At 69.3% G+C, this 15,390-nt stretch carries 18 protein-coding genes; 12 read left to right on the forward strand and 6 right to left on the reverse strand.

The window, feature by feature from the left end:
* Positions 1-348: 348 nt before the first annotated feature.
* Positions 349-1,080: a hypothetical protein gene (locus tag ACZ6TB_RS31130; RefSeq protein ID WP_465560049.1), complete on the forward strand. Its 732-nt coding sequence runs from the start codon at positions 349-351 to the stop codon at positions 1,078-1,080.
* 117 nt (positions 1,081-1,197) lie between these two features.
* A complete protein-coding gene (locus ACZ6TB_RS31135) occupies positions 1,198-1,401 on the forward strand; it encodes a hypothetical protein (RefSeq protein ID WP_465560052.1) in 204 nt (67 codons plus the stop codon).
* A gap of 78 nt (positions 1,402-1,479) precedes the next feature.
* Here ACZ6TB_RS31135 and ACZ6TB_RS31140 read toward each other — a convergent pair whose 3' ends face one another.
* From ACZ6TB_RS31140 to ACZ6TB_RS31155, 4 genes are all read right to left on the reverse strand, one after another.
* A complete protein-coding gene (locus ACZ6TB_RS31140) occupies positions 1,480-2,658 on the reverse strand; it encodes a C40 family peptidase (protein ID WP_465560055.1) in 1,179 nt (392 codons plus the stop codon).
* Positions 2,659-2,669: 11 nt separating this feature from the next.
* Positions 2,670-3,101: a hypothetical protein gene (locus tag ACZ6TB_RS31145; RefSeq protein ID WP_465560058.1), complete on the reverse strand. Its 432-nt coding sequence runs from the start codon at positions 3,099-3,101 to the stop codon at positions 2,670-2,672.
* A gap of 129 nt (positions 3,102-3,230) precedes the next feature.
* A complete protein-coding gene (locus ACZ6TB_RS31150; RefSeq protein WP_465560060.1) occupies positions 3,231-3,767 on the reverse strand; it encodes a hypothetical protein in 537 nt (178 codons plus the stop codon).
* Positions 3,768-3,914: 147 nt separating this feature from the next.
* The gene (locus ACZ6TB_RS31155) at positions 3,915-4,514 is read right to left on the reverse strand and encodes a TetR/AcrR family transcriptional regulator (protein ID WP_465560063.1); all 600 of its coding nucleotides are present in this window, start codon (positions 4,512-4,514) and stop codon (positions 3,915-3,917) included.
* Between the two features lie 122 nt (positions 4,515-4,636).
* Between ACZ6TB_RS31155 and ACZ6TB_RS31160 the strand changes: the two genes are divergently transcribed.
* The 9 genes from ACZ6TB_RS31160 to ACZ6TB_RS31200 all read left to right on the forward strand — a co-directional run bounded on the left by ACZ6TB_RS31160 (position 4,637) and on the right by ACZ6TB_RS31200 (position 12,214).
* Complete coding sequence (locus tag ACZ6TB_RS31160; RefSeq protein WP_465560066.1) at positions 4,637-4,759, forward strand: hypothetical protein; 123 nt, start codon at positions 4,637-4,639, stop codon at positions 4,757-4,759.
* Positions 4,760-4,770: 11 nt separating this feature from the next.
* The gene (locus ACZ6TB_RS31165) at positions 4,771-5,280 is read left to right on the forward strand and encodes a DUF2269 domain-containing protein (protein WP_465560068.1); all 510 of its coding nucleotides are present in this window, start codon (positions 4,771-4,773) and stop codon (positions 5,278-5,280) included.
* Positions 5,270-6,115 (forward strand): alpha/beta fold hydrolase, encoded by an 846-nt coding sequence (locus ACZ6TB_RS31170; protein WP_465560071.1) that lies wholly within the window; start codon positions 5,270-5,272, stop codon positions 6,113-6,115. Before ACZ6TB_RS31165 ends, ACZ6TB_RS31170 begins: the two co-directional genes overlap by 11 nt.
* Before the next feature lie 39 nt (positions 6,116-6,154).
* Positions 6,155-6,280 (forward strand): DUF305 domain-containing protein, encoded by a 126-nt coding sequence (locus tag ACZ6TB_RS31175; protein ID WP_465560113.1) that lies wholly within the window; start codon positions 6,155-6,157, stop codon positions 6,278-6,280.
* Between the two features lie 392 nt (positions 6,281-6,672).
* On the forward strand, positions 6,673-8,013 hold the full coding sequence (locus ACZ6TB_RS31180) for an FG-GAP repeat domain-containing protein (RefSeq protein ID WP_465560074.1): 1,341 nt from the start codon (positions 6,673-6,675) through the stop codon (positions 8,011-8,013).
* A gap of 528 nt (positions 8,014-8,541) precedes the next feature.
* A complete protein-coding gene (locus ACZ6TB_RS31185) occupies positions 8,542-8,748 on the forward strand; it encodes a heavy-metal-associated domain-containing protein (RefSeq protein WP_465560076.1) in 207 nt (68 codons plus the stop codon).
* Between the two features lie 2 nt (positions 8,749-8,750).
* Positions 8,751-9,698: a hypothetical protein gene (locus ACZ6TB_RS31190; protein ID WP_465560079.1), complete on the forward strand. Its 948-nt coding sequence runs from the start codon at positions 8,751-8,753 to the stop codon at positions 9,696-9,698.
* Positions 9,699-9,709: 11 nt separating this feature from the next.
* On the forward strand, positions 9,710-11,971 hold the full coding sequence (locus ACZ6TB_RS31195; protein WP_465560082.1) for a heavy metal translocating P-type ATPase: 2,262 nt from the start codon (positions 9,710-9,712) through the stop codon (positions 11,969-11,971).
* Between the two features lie 102 nt (positions 11,972-12,073).
* On the forward strand, positions 12,074-12,214 hold the full coding sequence (locus ACZ6TB_RS31200; protein ID WP_465560084.1) for a hypothetical protein: 141 nt from the start codon (positions 12,074-12,076) through the stop codon (positions 12,212-12,214).
* Between the two features lie 282 nt (positions 12,215-12,496).
* Here the strand turns inward: ACZ6TB_RS31200 and ACZ6TB_RS31205 are convergent, their stop codons facing one another.
* Positions 12,497-13,930, reverse strand: coding sequence for an MFS transporter (locus tag ACZ6TB_RS31205; protein ID WP_465560087.1), 1,434 nt, complete (start codon positions 13,928-13,930; stop codon positions 12,497-12,499).
* A gap of 100 nt (positions 13,931-14,030) precedes the next feature.
* Between ACZ6TB_RS31205 and ACZ6TB_RS31210 the strand changes: the two genes are divergently transcribed.
* Positions 14,031-14,618, forward strand: a complete 588-nt coding sequence (locus tag ACZ6TB_RS31210; RefSeq protein WP_465560090.1) for a TetR/AcrR family transcriptional regulator — start codon at positions 14,031-14,033, stop codon at positions 14,616-14,618.
* A 63-nt stretch (positions 14,619-14,681) separates the two neighbouring features.
* Here ACZ6TB_RS31210 and ACZ6TB_RS31215 read toward each other — a convergent pair whose 3' ends face one another.
* The gene (locus tag ACZ6TB_RS31215; protein ID WP_465560093.1) at positions 14,682-15,269 is read right to left on the reverse strand and encodes a hypothetical protein; all 588 of its coding nucleotides are present in this window, start codon (positions 15,267-15,269) and stop codon (positions 14,682-14,684) included.
* Positions 15,270-15,390 lie beyond the last annotated feature (121 nt).

Below are 15,390 nucleotides of genomic sequence, written 5' to 3' on the forward strand. Positions count from 1 at the left end.
ATTGTGGGGTGGGGCGGCCGCGACCATCCCCACTTCGGTGGCCGCAACGGGGTTTTGAAAAACCAGAACCCCGGCGCCCGGTTGGGGGGGGGGGGCGGCCCCCCCCGGGCCGGCCGCGGCGCCATCGGTCTGCTCGGTCGGCGTGAACATGCGCTGCGCCTCGTCGGACATGACGTGGTCCCCCTGTCACCCGTCGTTGAGCCACATCCTAGGCCGGTCCACTGTGGTCGCGTCACCCAGCGAACCGGCCTGGATCGCCCCGGAGCGGCGAGCGGCACGACCGCACCCATCGATGAGCGGCTATGTAGAGAGGACCCTCCCCTCGGGTCCTCGGCCAAGCGAGGAAGCATGACCGACCAGCTGCTGCGATCCGCCGTGGCGACGAACGGGATGCAGAGTACGTCCTTCTCGGTCAGCTTCCGGTGGACGCCGATAATGCACCCGTCCGGCTGCGACGCAGTGGTGCCACTCCTTGTGACCACCACGGTCCCGGTGACCGGCACCCCCGCGCCGAACCCGGCGTCGCTACCGGCCGCGTCGGGCGGCCCGGTCGACAACGCACCGTTCAACGGTGCTTTCGACGCCGGGCAAACGACCGCGTTCGGGCTCATCGCGACCGGTGGCGACTGGAGCAGTGCCAGCCTCGACGGCCTGGCCTGCACGCCCACGGCGGGAATCCAACGATGGTTGACGCGTTCCCGCCGCCCATCAGCCGACGTACATCAAACTTTGGGAAGAGGTTGTGATCATGGCGTGCTGGAACGCGAACATCCGCGTGCCCGCTACGACTCGTGGCCGGAGCAGGGCAAGGACTGCGCGTGGGCGCGTGTCACCGGCGGCGACGGATGGCTGGCCGGCGGCCGGGAGGTGCCGGTGGGTACCGAGGGGCATCTGCTGTTCGGCATCGTGCCGGCGGCGGCCACCGAGGTCGTGGTGACCATGACCGGCTACGGAACGCGCCGCATTCCCACAAAGCCGCCCGGACGCTGTCCACGAGCCCCGACGCGAGCATGGTCACCAGCGTCGTCGACCGCGGGGAACGCCAGATTATCCAGTTTCTTCACGAGGGCACCTTCATAGTGGAGAGCGCCGGCGCTGTGCGTCGGTTGACGGTCTCCGGCGACAGCGGGTGCGGGGCGCCGGCGCACACGGTGAGCATCGTCCGGCGGCTATGCGTTCGAACCTGCGAAGGTGGACGTGGCCGCGACAGAAGACTTCGCCGTGACGAACCGGTCGGGCACCGCGCAGACCGTGGTCTGTGGCAAGGACGATAGCGGCGACAACTCGCGGCTGGCCAAGGGCGAGACACAGCTTCTCGCCCTCGACGAGCCGGGCCACTACACCCGCACCAGCGTCCAACACAGCAGCGCGAAAGTAAGCACCACGGTGGAGAAGAGCTAGATCGCGGCGGGTGTCCGTTGCGTTTCTACTGCGATCGGGCCGCCGGATGTTCACGCCCGGCGGCCCGACGCCGTCTTGTCAGGATGGTCGCCGGTAGCCCGCGACGGGACCGACCTTGTCGATGTTGGCCATTCGCACATGATCGCCGGTGTGCGGGGCGTGCACGACGGTGTTGTTGCCGACGTAAATGCCCATGTGGTGCAGGTCGCTGTACCAGAAGACCAGATCGCCTGGCTTGAGATCGGCACGGCTGACCGCCTTGTTGTCCGACCACTGCCATTTCGTGTAGTGCCGCAGGCTCACTCCGGCCGCGGCCCAAGCCACCAAAGTGAGGCCGGAGCAGTCGTAACCGGCGGGTCCGGCGTCGCCGAAGATATAGGGCTTGCCGATGAGGCTGCAGGCCTTGGCCGCGGCTTTGCCGCCGGCGTCGTTGCTGTACGTGGCGGGGCACGGACCCGTCCGCAGCGCTCCGGTTGCGCCACCCGAGGACCCGTACGCCTGGACGCGCAACTTCTGCAGTTGGTCGATCTTCTTCTGGATCGTCGTCCTCTTCGCTGCCAGGTCCGCGTCGCGGGTGGCGAGGTCCTTGGTGACGGCGTCCAGTTCCTTCTTGCTGGCGGCGTACTTGTCACGCACGGCAATGACATCGCTGATCTGGGCGCGCTGGGAGCGGGCCATGAAGTCCACGTAGGTGAGCTTGTCGGTGAGGTCGGCGGCGTTGCCGCTGAGCAGCATGCTGCCCAGGCCGGGTGGGCCGCCTTGCATGTACGCCCGGGTGGCCAACCCATCGACCTGCGACAGCGCCACGTCGACCTGCAACTGCAGCGGCTGCAGCCGACCGGCGAGCTTCTTCTGTTCGGTCCGCTTTTCCTGCAGCAACGCGTGCGTGCGGTTGTACTGCTCGATCACCGGTTCAAGCTGGTTCCACGCGGTGTCGATCTGCTTCTCGACCTGCGCCGGGGAGGGCTCGGCGTGGGCCGGAGCGGCCGAGACGCCAGCACTCAGTACGGCGGCGAGGGCCGCGACGGTCCAGGAACGCAGCTGGGCCGCGCGGGTTCGGTTGCGGTGAGGCACGAAGACGATGTCCTTTCCTTCAGCCCACCACGTCGCCCGTTCAGTGCCGGCGGGGGTTGCCGGCCAAGCGCTCGACGACAGGTCGGCGCGCGGGTTGCGGTGAGCATGGAGCAACGGGGATGGCGCACCCGAACATGAGGTGCGGTTTGCGGCGGTGAGAGCGGCACTCGAGAACCGATTCACCGACGGCTCGCCTACGTACGCAGAACCGTGCCTGTTGTCAATGCGAGACCCAGCGGCCGCGCCGCCTTCGACGGCGGCGGTGGCCGTCGGGAGGGCGCACCTATGGCGCCGGCCGAGGCGCGGGTGCGCCGGCGCGGGCGCGAGGCAACCGCGCCCAGAGCCAGGATGATCAGGGCTGCTACGCACGCCTCCCACCAGGGAAGCGTGTGGCGGCTGCTGGCCGGCATGGCCGCCAGATGAGTGCAGCCGTCACCGCCGCAGCAGTCAGAGTCGTCGGTAACCGGGGAACCGATCACCGGCGACGTGACCTGAAAGACTGGGTGGTGCGCCGGCTCGATGATCGCGGCGTGGCCGATCGTGTGCAGCGCGGCTACCCCGAGTGTTGTGACGACCAGCAGCAGCAGCCGAGCGAGGCGCTGACCGATTGTCGGGGCCGATGTCACGGCGCATACCGTAGCGACGGATACCAGTGCCGGGCGAGCCGCACGGGCAGGCTTATGGCTACGTAAAGGTTTGCTCGACTGTACGTTGTCGTCCGCGGACCGACCGTCGCCAACCCTTCATCCCGACAGTCAGGAGATCGCGACGGGGCCCACCGTTCCGGTGACGACCCAACCTTCCGCCTTGTTGGCCAGGACGTACGTGTGCCAGGTCGCCCCCAAGCACGCCGCGAAGCCGTTGATCCCGACGTGGAACTCGCTGCCGGAAGTGACCGGCCGCCCCAGGAGGATGGCGATTCCGTTGTCCCGCACCGTCGGGCAGCCGGCACGGTTCTCGAGCACGGCGTCGCGCGAAGAAATGAAGCGGATGGCCGCAACAGCACGTGTGGCTGCGGCGATGGCCAGTTGATCCACCGGAGCAATGGGGACAGCCTGATCGGACTTCGCTGTCCTCATGGGGTCCGCGGCGTCGACATCCGCGTAGTCGAGCACGAAGACGTGGCCGGACGGCAGATTGCTGTTTTCGCCGGGCGTGGTCAGGTACCGGCGGAGCACGGCGGAAAAGATCTGTGCGTCCCGGCTCGGCGTCCCGGCCGGGGAGTTGCTCACACCGGCCGCCGCTGCCGGAGAACCACTTGCGTCCGGGTGGCCGCACGCAACGGTCAACATCAGCGGAACTATGCCCAGGATCATCACACGTCGCATGGCTGGATCTCCCGTTCAATCCGCTGTTCAGTCTTTGTACCGACGTGAGATGACCTCCGGCGGTTCCCCCGCGGTTGGTGATCACCGGTCACGTGCTGTTGCGCGGGCCGGTCAGGCCTCCGGGACCGGGTTCAGTGCGGCGAGGGTGAGGTCGACGAGGCGCGTCCGGGCCGGGCTCGTTGCCGGGAGGTCGGCCGCGGCGCCCAACGCGTGCGCGGTGAAGCTGGCCAGATCGGTGGCGGGAACGTCATCGCGTACGTGGCCGGCCCTCGCGGCCGCGGCGACTACCTCAGTGAGCAGCGTATGCAGCTGGTGGCGGGCCTCGTGCAAGTGTTCGGCGCGGTGCAGCGGCACGGCCAGGTCGGGTCCGTGCCCGGCTCCGGCGACATGGTGGCGGCCGCCGCTGAGCTCGGCCAGGGTGAGCAGCACCGTGCGCAGCCGCTCACCCGGGTCGGCGACGCTTCCGGCAGCAGCGGTGAGCTGAGCCAAATGCTCGCCGACCTGCCGTTCATGCCAGGCGACGACGATCGCCTCCACGTCCGGGAAGTACTTGTACAAGGTCGCCCGGCCGATCCCCGCCTCCGCGGCGATCTGCGACATCGTCACCCCGGCCAACCCGCGTTCGGCAATCAGCGCCGCGGTGGCGTCCAGGATCGCGACATGCACCGTGCGCCGATGCTCGTCGATCGTCGCGTTCCACAACTTCGGCACCTCGCTACCGTACACTCTGCCGCCTCCTAGACAAACTGTCTTTCTACGAGACAGACTGTCTTGCAAAGTAGAGAACGGGGCTGTGATGACAGAACCGTCGCGGACCGGAACGCCGCGCTGGGGTGAAGGTATTCGCGATCGTCGGAGGGGCGATCGTGGTGCTGGTGGTGGCGCTGCTCGCCGGGCACGGGCCGGGCCGGCACATGCGCCCCGCCGCCCCGGTCGTCGGCGGCCCGCGATGGTGATGCGTCCGCCTGTGCGAAGGGTCGCGCTCGTCCTGCACGTCGGCACGTCGGTGGGGTGGCTGGGAGCGGTCATCGTCTCGCCTGCGCTCGGAGTCGTCGGGCTGGTGGCCACCGATCCAGGCGTGGTGCGGGCGACATACCTGGTGCTCGAGCCGGTCGGCTGGTCTTCCCTCGTGCCGCTCAGCGTGGCCGGCCTGCTCTCCGGTCTCGTCCAGGCGCTGGGCAGCACGTGGGGCCTGGCGCGTCATTACTGGGTGCTGTTCAAGCTGGTGATGAACCTCTTCGCCACCGGCGTTCTGCTGCTCTACATGCAGACCCTCGGCATGCTCGCCACGGTGGCCGCCGACCCGGACACCACGACGGCGCAGCTGCGCACCGCGTCGCCGGTGACGCCCGGAGCCGCGGCGACCGGGCTTCTGCTCATCGCGCTCGTCCTGTCGGTCTACAAACCGCGCGGCCGGGTCTCCTCCGGTCGCCGATCCCACGTCGACACCGCGCCGGTCGGCGCGAGTGCCCGCTGATTCGGAGGCATTCATGTCCACACTCGATCTCGATGGCTGCGCGCTGCACTATCGCGTCCACGGCACCGGTCCCTTGATCGTCCTCGTACCCGGCGCGAAGGGGACGGCCGAGACGTACGCCGACCTGTCCGACCACCTCGCCAAATCCGGCTACCGGGTGGCCACCTATGACCGCCGTGGCTTCTCTCGTAGCGTCCTCACCGCTGCCCCCGCCGCTGACCGGCTCGCCGCGGACACCAACGATCTTCACCGACTGATCGACCACCTCGGCGAACCTGCCATCGTGTTCGGCAACAGCTCCGGCGCGATCGTCGCCCTCCGGCTGCTCGCCACCTACCCCGCCGTGTGCCGCGCCACGATCGCGCACGAACCGCCGCTGGTCACGCTGCTGCCGGACGCCGAGCGCTGGATCGCGCTGTTCGACGACGTGTACGAGACGTATCGTCGCGACGGAATCCCCACCGCCATGCATCGCTTCGCCAGCGAAACCTTCGGCGACGCCGACCGCCGCGCCATACACCGTTTCACCTTCCAGCACGCCGGCGGCGACACCTACCGGCTTCCCAACACGGCCTACTGGCTCGAGCACGAACTACGCCAATATCCCCGCAGCACCGTCGACGCCGACGCCCTCAGCGCCGCCCGGGCGAGCCTGATCGTCGCCGCTGGGCATGAAAGCACTGGCTACCCGTGCTACCGCGCGGCCCAGAACCTCGCCGAACGGCTCCGTCTACCCCTGACCGAGCTGCCCGGTGGCCACCTCGGCTGCGTCACCCGCCCGGCGGACTTCGCGGGCGCCCTGCTCGACGCATTCAGCGGTCCGGCGATGCGCTGAACCAGATTCAATACCGCGACAGGCCCGCCTCAGGGTGCCATCGAGATGGCGCAGCAGGAGAGCACCCAGGGCTCCAACCCCGACGCGGTGGCCCTGGCGAAGAAGATCGTCACGGATCAGCAGGCGGAGATCACCGAGATGAAGGACATGCTGAGCAAGCTGTAACAGCTCGGATCCCTGACCGATGAGGGAGGCCGCGGCGACGTCCATCGCCGCGGCCTTCTCAGCAAGCTGCCAGCTGGCTACAACTTCCGGCCGCGGCCGAGTTCTGGCAAGTTCGGAACACAAAGCACACGTAACGCGGGGGATCAAAGCATGGCAGCAAGCCCGATGAGGTCAGCAGGTCGCCGGCATCAAGGGGCCTCATCGTGAGACTTGCAAGCCCGTCCTCGATCATCTTGACGGCAGCACTTGCCACGGGGTCGCTCCTGTTAACCGCTGCTGGAGCGGCGACGGCCGGCCCGACGATGCTCAATGCCGGCATCTCAGCGGCGGCGTGCCAACCCGATGGCGTCTCGGCCACGGACGAGGTGATCGCCGGCCAACTGCGCCCGGCGATGAACGGGCGACGCCTCGGCCCGTCCCTGACCGGCTACAACATCTCCTGCGCCAGGGCCATCGTCGACAACGTGCGAGCCCGCGGCCTGAATCAACGGGCGGCGACGATCGCGGTGACCGCGGCCATCACCGAGAGCACGCTGCACAACTACACCGTCGAGGTCGACCACGACAGCCTCGGGCTCTTCCAGCAAAGACCCTCCCAGGGCTGGGGACAGCGGGGCGCGCTGGTCGACCCCCGATTCGCCACGCAGGCGTTCCTCAACGCGATGCTGCGCAAGCACCCGTACGCCGGCTGGCAGTCCGGCGACATCGGCCAGATCTGCCAGCGGGTCCAAGGATCGGCCTACCCGCTCGCGTACGCGCCGGAGACCCACGATGCGCAGCTGGTCGTAGCGGCGCTGTGGCCGCAGCGGGCCACTCCCCGCGCGAAGCCGACGACGGCTCCGGTCAAGAAGCCGGCCGGGCCCTTCCAGCGTGTCCTGATGACAACCGCCACCAGTCAGGGCACGACCGAGACCCGGCACGACATGACGCTCGCCGACTGGAACGGCGACCGCCGTCCCGACCTGGTGGTGGTCCAGCCTGCAAATGCTCCCGGCACGCACACCCGGGTGGTCATCCTCGACGGGACGCCCGCCCTGCCCGGAACGGCGTCGAGTTTCCAGCGTCTGCTCCTCAACACCAGCACCGTGCTCGGCCCGACGAACGATGACACCGAGTTCTCGATGGCCGACTGGAACGGCGACGGCAAACTCGACCTCATGGCGATCCAGAAGTCCGGCACGACCAGCGGCCGTACGGAGCTGCGCGTCCTCGACGGCGCGTCCTTCTTCCAGACGTACTTGCTGGAGACCGCTACCCCCCTCGGCCCGACCGACGACCGCTACGACCTGACGGTCACCGACTGGAACGGCGACGGCGCACTCGACCTCGTCGTGATCCAGAAATCGGGCACGACCAGCGGGCACACCGAGGTACGGGTGCTGGACGGCGCATCGTCATTCGCAACCGACCTGCAACAGACCGTCACCGCCCTCGGCCTCACCGACGACCGCCACGATCTCACCGTGACCGACTGGAACGGCGACGGCAAACCCGACCTGGTCGTGGTGCAGAAGTCCGGGACGGCCAGCAAGCACACCGAGCTGCGGGTGCTGGACGGGGCGTCGTCGTTCGCAAAGTACCTGCAACAGAGTGTCACCGCTGCCGGCCCCACCGACGACCGCCACGAACTGGCAGTCACCGACTGGAACGGCGACGGCAAACTCGACCTCATGGTCATCCGGAAGTCCGGCACGGTCACCGGCCGCACCGAGGCCACCATCCTCGCCGGCTGACGGCGACGGGAACTTCGGGTTCCCGGCCGGCGACGGATTGACCCGCCGTCAGCCAAGCGCCGTCAGCAGGTGCTCGCACGCCTCTTCGCAACGACGGCAGGCCTCGGCCCACACGCGGCAATGCTGGTGCATGTCGGCATGTCGGCATGTCGGCATGTCGGCATGCCGGTGCGCCGGGACAGAACGCGTCCGGTGGCGTCGCAAACGTCGCCGCACGCTTGAGCGCACTCCACACACGCCTCGACGCACTCGACGCACTCGACGAGAGCCTTCTCGTCGAAGTTGCCGACGTCGTCGGGATAGGTGTCGAGCATGGCAGCGGCGCGGGTCATCGCTTCTCTCTTCGGGTCATATTCGTAACGCGCACACCCTGGCGATGCTCACAAGCACTCGGTCGATGCCGCATCGCTGGTCTTACATCACTTCCAGCCTGTGACGACGAGCACTCCCATTGATACCCCTGGGGGGTATGGGTATAGTCATCGACGAAACGCACGGCTCGGTTCGTGCTCCGGAGAAGGAGATCCCATGACGACGAAGACCTACACCGTGACGGGCATGACTTGCTCGCACTGCGTCAACTCGGTGAGCTCGGAGATCACGGCGATCCCCGGCGTCACCGACGTCCACGTGGACCTCGCCAACGGCGCCGTCACCGTAATCAGCGAGCAGCCTGTCGATGATGCAGCGGTAACCGCGGCGGTCGATGAGGCCGGCTACGACCTTGTGAGGTAGTCATGCGCACCCCACTGAGGTTGGGTGCTTACGCGCTCGGGCTGGCGGCCGTGTTCACGGCCGCCCTCGGACTCGGCCACACGGCCGGAAACCCGAACGCTGCGGCGACCAAACCAGCCGACACCCACACCCAACACGGCACTACCGCGACCGAAGACTCCGGTGACGTCCCGCTCCCCGCGGGCCTTCAAGTTGCCCAGGACGGCTACCGGCTCACGCCGGTGACGGCCACGCTGTCCGTGGATGACCCGCGGCCCTTCCGCTTCCGGATCACCGGGCCGGATGGAACGCCGGTCACTCGCTACACCACCAGCCACGACAAGGACCTGCACCTGATCGTGGTACGCCGCGACCTGTCCGGATTCCAGCACGTGCACCCCAGCATCGCCGCGGACGGCACCTGGTCGATCCCACTCGCGGTGGCCGCCGCCGGGCAGTACCGGGTCTTCGCCGACTTCCGGCCGGCCGGACGCGATCAAGGACTGACCCTGGGCGCCGACGTACCCGCGCCGGGCGACTACCGGCCGGTCGGCCTGCCCGCTCCGGCGCGGATCGCCGAGGTCGACGGGTATCAGGTCAGCCTGCGGGGCGACCTCGTCCCGGGCGCGTCGTCGAAGCTGACGCTGTCGGTCAGCAAGGGTGGCGCACGGGTCACCGATCTCCAGCCGTACCTCGGTGCCTATGGCCACCTGGTGGCCCTGCGCGACGGCGACCTGGCGTACCTGCACGTCCATCCGGATGGCGTCCCCGGCGACGGGCGCACGCCGCCCGGACCCGAGATCACCTTCTATGCCGACGTTCCCACCGCGGGCGCGTATCGGCTGTACCTGGACTTCCGGCACGGCGGACAGGTACACACCGCCGAGTTCACCGCGACCGCCGAAGCCCCCGCGTCAGCGGCGACGGCGCCGGGCCCGTCGTCCGTGAGCGGCGAGCACACCCACGGGTAAAGGAGAGCAGCATGGCATCCGTCGCCAAGCCGTTACCGATAGCACCCCACCGGATCGAGTTGTCGATCGGCGGCATGACGTGCGCCTCCTGCGCCTCGCGGATCGAGAAGAAGCTCAACCGCATGGACGGGGTCACGGCCAGCGTCAACTACGCCACCGAGAAGGCCAGCGTCACCTACGACGCTGCGGTCACCCCCGGCGACCTGATCGCGACCGTCGAGAAGACCGGCTACACCGCGCAACTGCCTCCGCCGCCGTCGCAGGGCCCGGCCGAGCAGATGCCGCCGGTCGACGAGCTGCGAGCGTTGCGTACCCGCCTGTGGACCTCGATCGTGCTGACCGTTCCGGTCGTCGTGCTGGCGATGGTGCCGGCCTGGCAGTTCACGTATTGGCAGTGGCTGTCGCTGACTCTCGCCGCGCCGGTGGTGGTCTATGGCGGACTGCCCTTCCACCGCGCGGCGTGGACCAATCTGCGACACGGCGCCGCGACGATGGACACGTTGATCTCCATGGGCACCCTCGCGGCGTTCGGCTGGTCGCTGTGGGCACTGTTCTTCGGATCGGCCGGCATGCCCGGCATGACGCATCCGTTCACCCTGGACATCGTCCGTACTGACGGAGCCGGCGCCATCTACCTGGAGGCGGCCGCCGGCGTCACCACGTTCATCCTCGCCGGGCGCCATTTCGAGGCACGCTCCAAGCGGCGGGCCGGCGCCGCCCTGCGCGCTCTGCTCGAGCTGGGCGCCAAGGACGTCGGTGTACTGCGCGACGGGATCGAACGGCGCATTCCGGTAACCGAGCTGGTCGTCGGCGACCGGTTCGTCGTTCGCCCGGGCGAGAAGATCGCCACCGACGGAATCGTCGAGGAAGGAACCTCCGCGGTCGACGCCAGCATGCTGACCGGCGAATCGGTGCCGGTCGAGGTGGGTGCCGGGGACGCCGTGGTCGGCGCCACGGTCAACGCCGGTGGCCGAATCCTCGTACGGGCCACGCGCGTCGGAGCGGACACTCAGCTGGCGCAGATGGGCAAACTGGTCGAGCAGGCACAAACCGGCAAAGCTGCCGTGCAGCGCCTGGCCGACCGGATCTCCGGCGTCTTCGTGCCCATCGTGATCGCGCTGGCAGTCGGGACGCTCGGCTGGTGGGTCGGCACCGGATCGGGCTGGACCGCGGCCTTCACCGCCGCCGTCGCGGTGCTGATCATCGCTTGCCCCTGCGCGCTCGGCCTGGCTACCCCGACCGCCCTGTTGGTCGGCACCGGTCGCGGCGCTCAGCTGGGCATCCTCATCAAGGGCCCGGAGGTCCTGGAATCGACCCGCTCGATCGACACCGTCGTGCTCGACAAGACCGGCACCGTCACCCTCGGCCGCATGACCGTTGTCGACACCGTGGCAGCGGACGGGCAGGACACCGCCGAGGTGCTGCGCTTGGCCGGTGCCGTGGAGACCGCCTCGGAACACCCGATCGCCCAGGCCGTGGCACGGGCAGCCGCCGAGGCGTCCGGAGTCCTTCCCGCCGTGGACCGCTTCGCCACCATCGAAGGACTCGGCGTACGTGGCTCGGTCGGCGGCCATGACGTCGTCGTCGGACGTCTGCGCCTGGTGGAGCAGGAGGGCAATGTCACCTCCGCCGACATCCAGCAGGCGCAGCAGGCCGCAGAGGCGGCGGGCCGCACCGCGATCGCGGTCGGCTGGGACGGAGCGGTCCGCGGAATCATCGCAGTGGCCGACGTCGTAAAGCCGACCAGCCGGCAGGCAGTCGCCGAGCTACGCCGCCTGGGCCTGACCCCGGTCCTGCTCACCGGCGACAACCGGACCGTCGCCCAGGCGGTGGCCGCCGAAGTGGGCATCGACCAGGTCATTGCCGAAGTCCTACCGGCCGACAAGGTCGACGCGGTCAAGCGGCTCCAAGCAGACGGAAGAGCCGTCGCCATGGTCGGCGACGGCGTCAACGACGCCGCGGCCCTTGCGCAGGCCGACCTTGGTCTGGCGATGGGCACCGGCACCGACGTCGCGATCGAGGCCTCTGACCTCACCCTGGTGCGCGGAGACCTGATGGCCGCCGTCGACGCGATCCGGCTGTCCCGTCGCACGCTGCGGATCATCAAGAGCAACCTGTTCTGGGCCTTCGCCTATAACGTCGCCGCGCTGCCCCTGGCGGCGACGGGGCTGCTCAATCCGATGATCGCCGGCGCCGCCATGGCATTCTCTTCAGTCTTCGTCGTCGCCAACAGCCTCCGGCTACGCCGCTTCGCCACCATCGCTCAGCAGTAGATCGGGCCGATCGGCTGCCGACGGACCCACCGGTTCGGCGGCAGCCGAAGCCGTCAGGAGCACAACGGGCGAGCGCTCCGGCTGCTGACGTACCTGGACTTCATGGCCCGGTCGCAGCGCGCCCAGGTCAGCGACGTAATCGTGCTGCGGGACAAGTACTCGGCCGACAAGGAGGAGCTCGACACACTGACCGATGGGCTCGCTGCCGCGGCCGGGCCCTCCGGATATGACTGCTCGGGCTGACGCTGGTCGCCTGAGGCAGCGCCGGGGTGTCGCTGCGGGCACTACACCAAGTGGCAGTGGGCCGACACGAAGGCCGTCGATCGATCCGACCTCAAACCGGGTGACCTCGTCTTCTGGTTCAGCGACCTGCACCACATGGGCCCGGGGCGGCACATTGCTTGTGGAAACCCACGAGACCGAGGCCGGCCCGCCCGTGTACTGGGACATCCCCCGGCCGTCGCCACAAGAGGCGTCGCCGCGGCGGGCCGAATCCCACGCGCCCGGCCGCGGCGGTTGCCGGCCTCAATGCATCAGGATGGGCTGGTCAGTAGCTGAGGGCCGCCCGGCGGGCAGCAGCAGCGTGAGCACGACCGCGGCGATTCCGGCCGCGACGGCGCCGGCCAGGTAGGCGTCGGTGAACCCGATAATCGTGGCAGTCGTGGTCGGCTCGAGACTGGCCGCGGCCATGGTGGAGGCCAGGGCGACGCCGACGGCGGCGCCGAGCTCATGGCCAGTGTTGAGCATGCCGGAGGCGTTGCCGGCCAGGGCGGGCTCGCTGCTGGTCATGACGGTGACCGACGCGGTCACGAAACCGGCACCGAGCCCGGCCGCGGCGAGCAGGAACCCGGGCAGCAGCGCGGTGATCGGGCTGTCTTCCAACCCCGTACGCGACAGCAATGCGAACCCGGCAGCGGCCGTGAGGAAGCCGGTGAGGGCGACCGGCCGGGCGCCGAAGCGGCGCAGCCCCGTTCCGGCCAGATGGGCGCCGGCGATGGTGGCGACGGTGACCGGCAGGAACAGCAGTCCGGTCTGCAGTGGGCTGTAGCGGTAGCCGTGCTGGACGAGCATCGAGGTGAGGAAGAACGCGGCGATGAGCAGGCCGGATGCCGCGAACATGACCACGATGCCGGTGATCACCGGACGGCGGGTCAGCAGCGTGCGCGGCAGCAGCGGGTCGGGCGACCGGCGTTGCACGACGGCGGCGGCTACGGCGAGGACCCCGGCCGCGGCGAGCGGCAGCCACGTGCCCGGGGCGGAAAAGCTGTCGTTGCCGGCGTGAACCAGGCCGTAGATGAGCGTGCCGGCGGTCGCGGTGAGCAGCAGTGCGCCCGGAATGTCGAGGCGGCCCGGCCGCCGTTCGCCTAGCGCGACCATGGTGCGTACGGCGGCGGCGACGGCGATGCCGACGGGCACGTTGACGAAGAAGATCCAGTGCCAGCCGGGTCCGGTGACGAGCAGGCCGCCGATCAGCACTCCGGCGGCGGCGCCGGTGCCGCCGATCGCGCCCCACACGGCGAGGGCGCGATGCTTCGTCGGTCCGGTGAAGGTGGTGGAGACGATCGCGAGGGCGGCTGGGGACATCAGGGCCGCGCCAACCCCTTGCGCGGCGCGGGCGGAGAGCAGGATGGCGCCCTGGCCGGCGAGGCCGGCGGCGAGGGATGCGAGGGTGAACACGGCGATGCCGGCCAGGAAGACGGCACGGCGGCCGAGCAGGTCGGCGAGCCGGCCGCCGAGAATCAGCAGGCCGCCGAAACAGACGGTGTACGCGGTGACGACCCAGGTTGCGCCCGCCCGATCGAGGCGCAGGTCGGCGGCGATATCGGGCAGGGCCAGGTTCACCACGGTGACGTCCAGGATGACCATGAATTGGGCCAGGCAGAGCATGGTGAGTATCAGCCATTGCCGGCGACTTGCCGGGTGGTGCACCGGCGCTTCGGCGAGCTGCGGATGTGCCATGACAACCCCTTAAACTGAACAGCATTGTACGGGTTAGCGTAGCCGAATCGTCGGCTAAACTGAACATGGCTGTTCAGATTAAGTGTGGAGGGACTTCCCCATGGCCGGATCGTCATCGGCGGCGCGGGCACCGCGGGCGGACGCCCAGCGCAACCGCGCCGCCATCCTGGACGCGGCCGCCCGCTGCCTGCGCACCGACCCGGCAGCGAGCATGCAGGACGTGGCCCGCACCGCGGGCGTCGGCCGGGTCACCCTCTACACCCACTTCCCGTCCCGGGCGGAGCTGCTGGACGCCGTATTCGCGGCCATCGTTAACGAGGCCGAACAGAACCTCGCGGCGGTGGACCTCGGCGGCGACGAGACGGCCGCCCTCGACCGGCTGATCCGGGCCAGTTGGCAGATCGTCGACCGGTTCCACCTGCTGCTGCACGCCGTACAGCGCGAGTTGCCGGCCGACCGGATCCGCGAGCACCACCACCAACCCCTCAGTCGGGTGCAGAACCTGATCGATCGGGGCCGGGCCGCCGGGACGTTGCGCGCCGACCTGCCGTCGGCCTGGATGGTCAGCGTCTTCTACCAAGTAATCCACGGCGCCGCCGAGGAGATCACCGCAGGCCGGCTCAGCGAGAATGCCGCCGCCGACCTGATCAGCACGACGCTGCTCGCAGCGTTCGCCCCGCCACGCTGATGCCGATCGACGGCGGCAGGGCCGACCGGGAGCCCGGCCAGCCCTGTCGAGTAACCGCCGCCGTCAGGCTCCGGTGGCAATGATGCGGGGCGACCGGCGCAGGAAGGTCTCCAAGCTCGGCAGGACGGCGAGGACTGCGGTCGCTGCCGCAAGGGCGAAGCCGGTCCACGGCTGGATGGGCTTCAGCGCGAATCCGCAGACCGCGAACAGCGTGACCAGGACGGCGTATGCGGCGCCGTGCCGGCGCAGCTTCCGGTCGGTGCGGGCGATCGCGACGCCGAGCACGACGGCCGACACGATCAGGAAGAACGTGGCCGTCAGGGCAGTGGCGAAGAACGCCGACCCGGAGGCGGCATCGGCGTTGAGCGCCGGCATCCCGGGTATGCCGGCGAGGTGGGCGTGGGCGTTGCCGGGCTGTACGACCGTCGCGCTGCCGAAGGTCGCGGCCGGGAACACGTGGGCGACCGTGGTCAGAACGAGTCCGGCGACCGCCGTGGGCTGGTGAGCGAGGGTGCTCAGGCCGAGCAGGAGCCCGTACGCGGGCAATGCCCAGAGGCCGGCGCGGACCGCCGTGCGTGCGGTGGCGGTGCTCAGGTGGTGGAGCCGGTATCTGCGGTGACTGTTGTCATCGGTCTCATTTCTTCTCGTCACGTAGGTGGTGGTCTGGTGCTCCGCCGGGCCGCCTGCGCGCGGCCCAGCGGAGCGCCGGGAAAGAAACACAGGGTCACCGGGCGGCCAGCACCCCGTCGGGTTTCCAGGTGGGGGGGGCGCC

Source organism: Actinoplanes sp. NPDC051537, assembly GCF_055586105.1.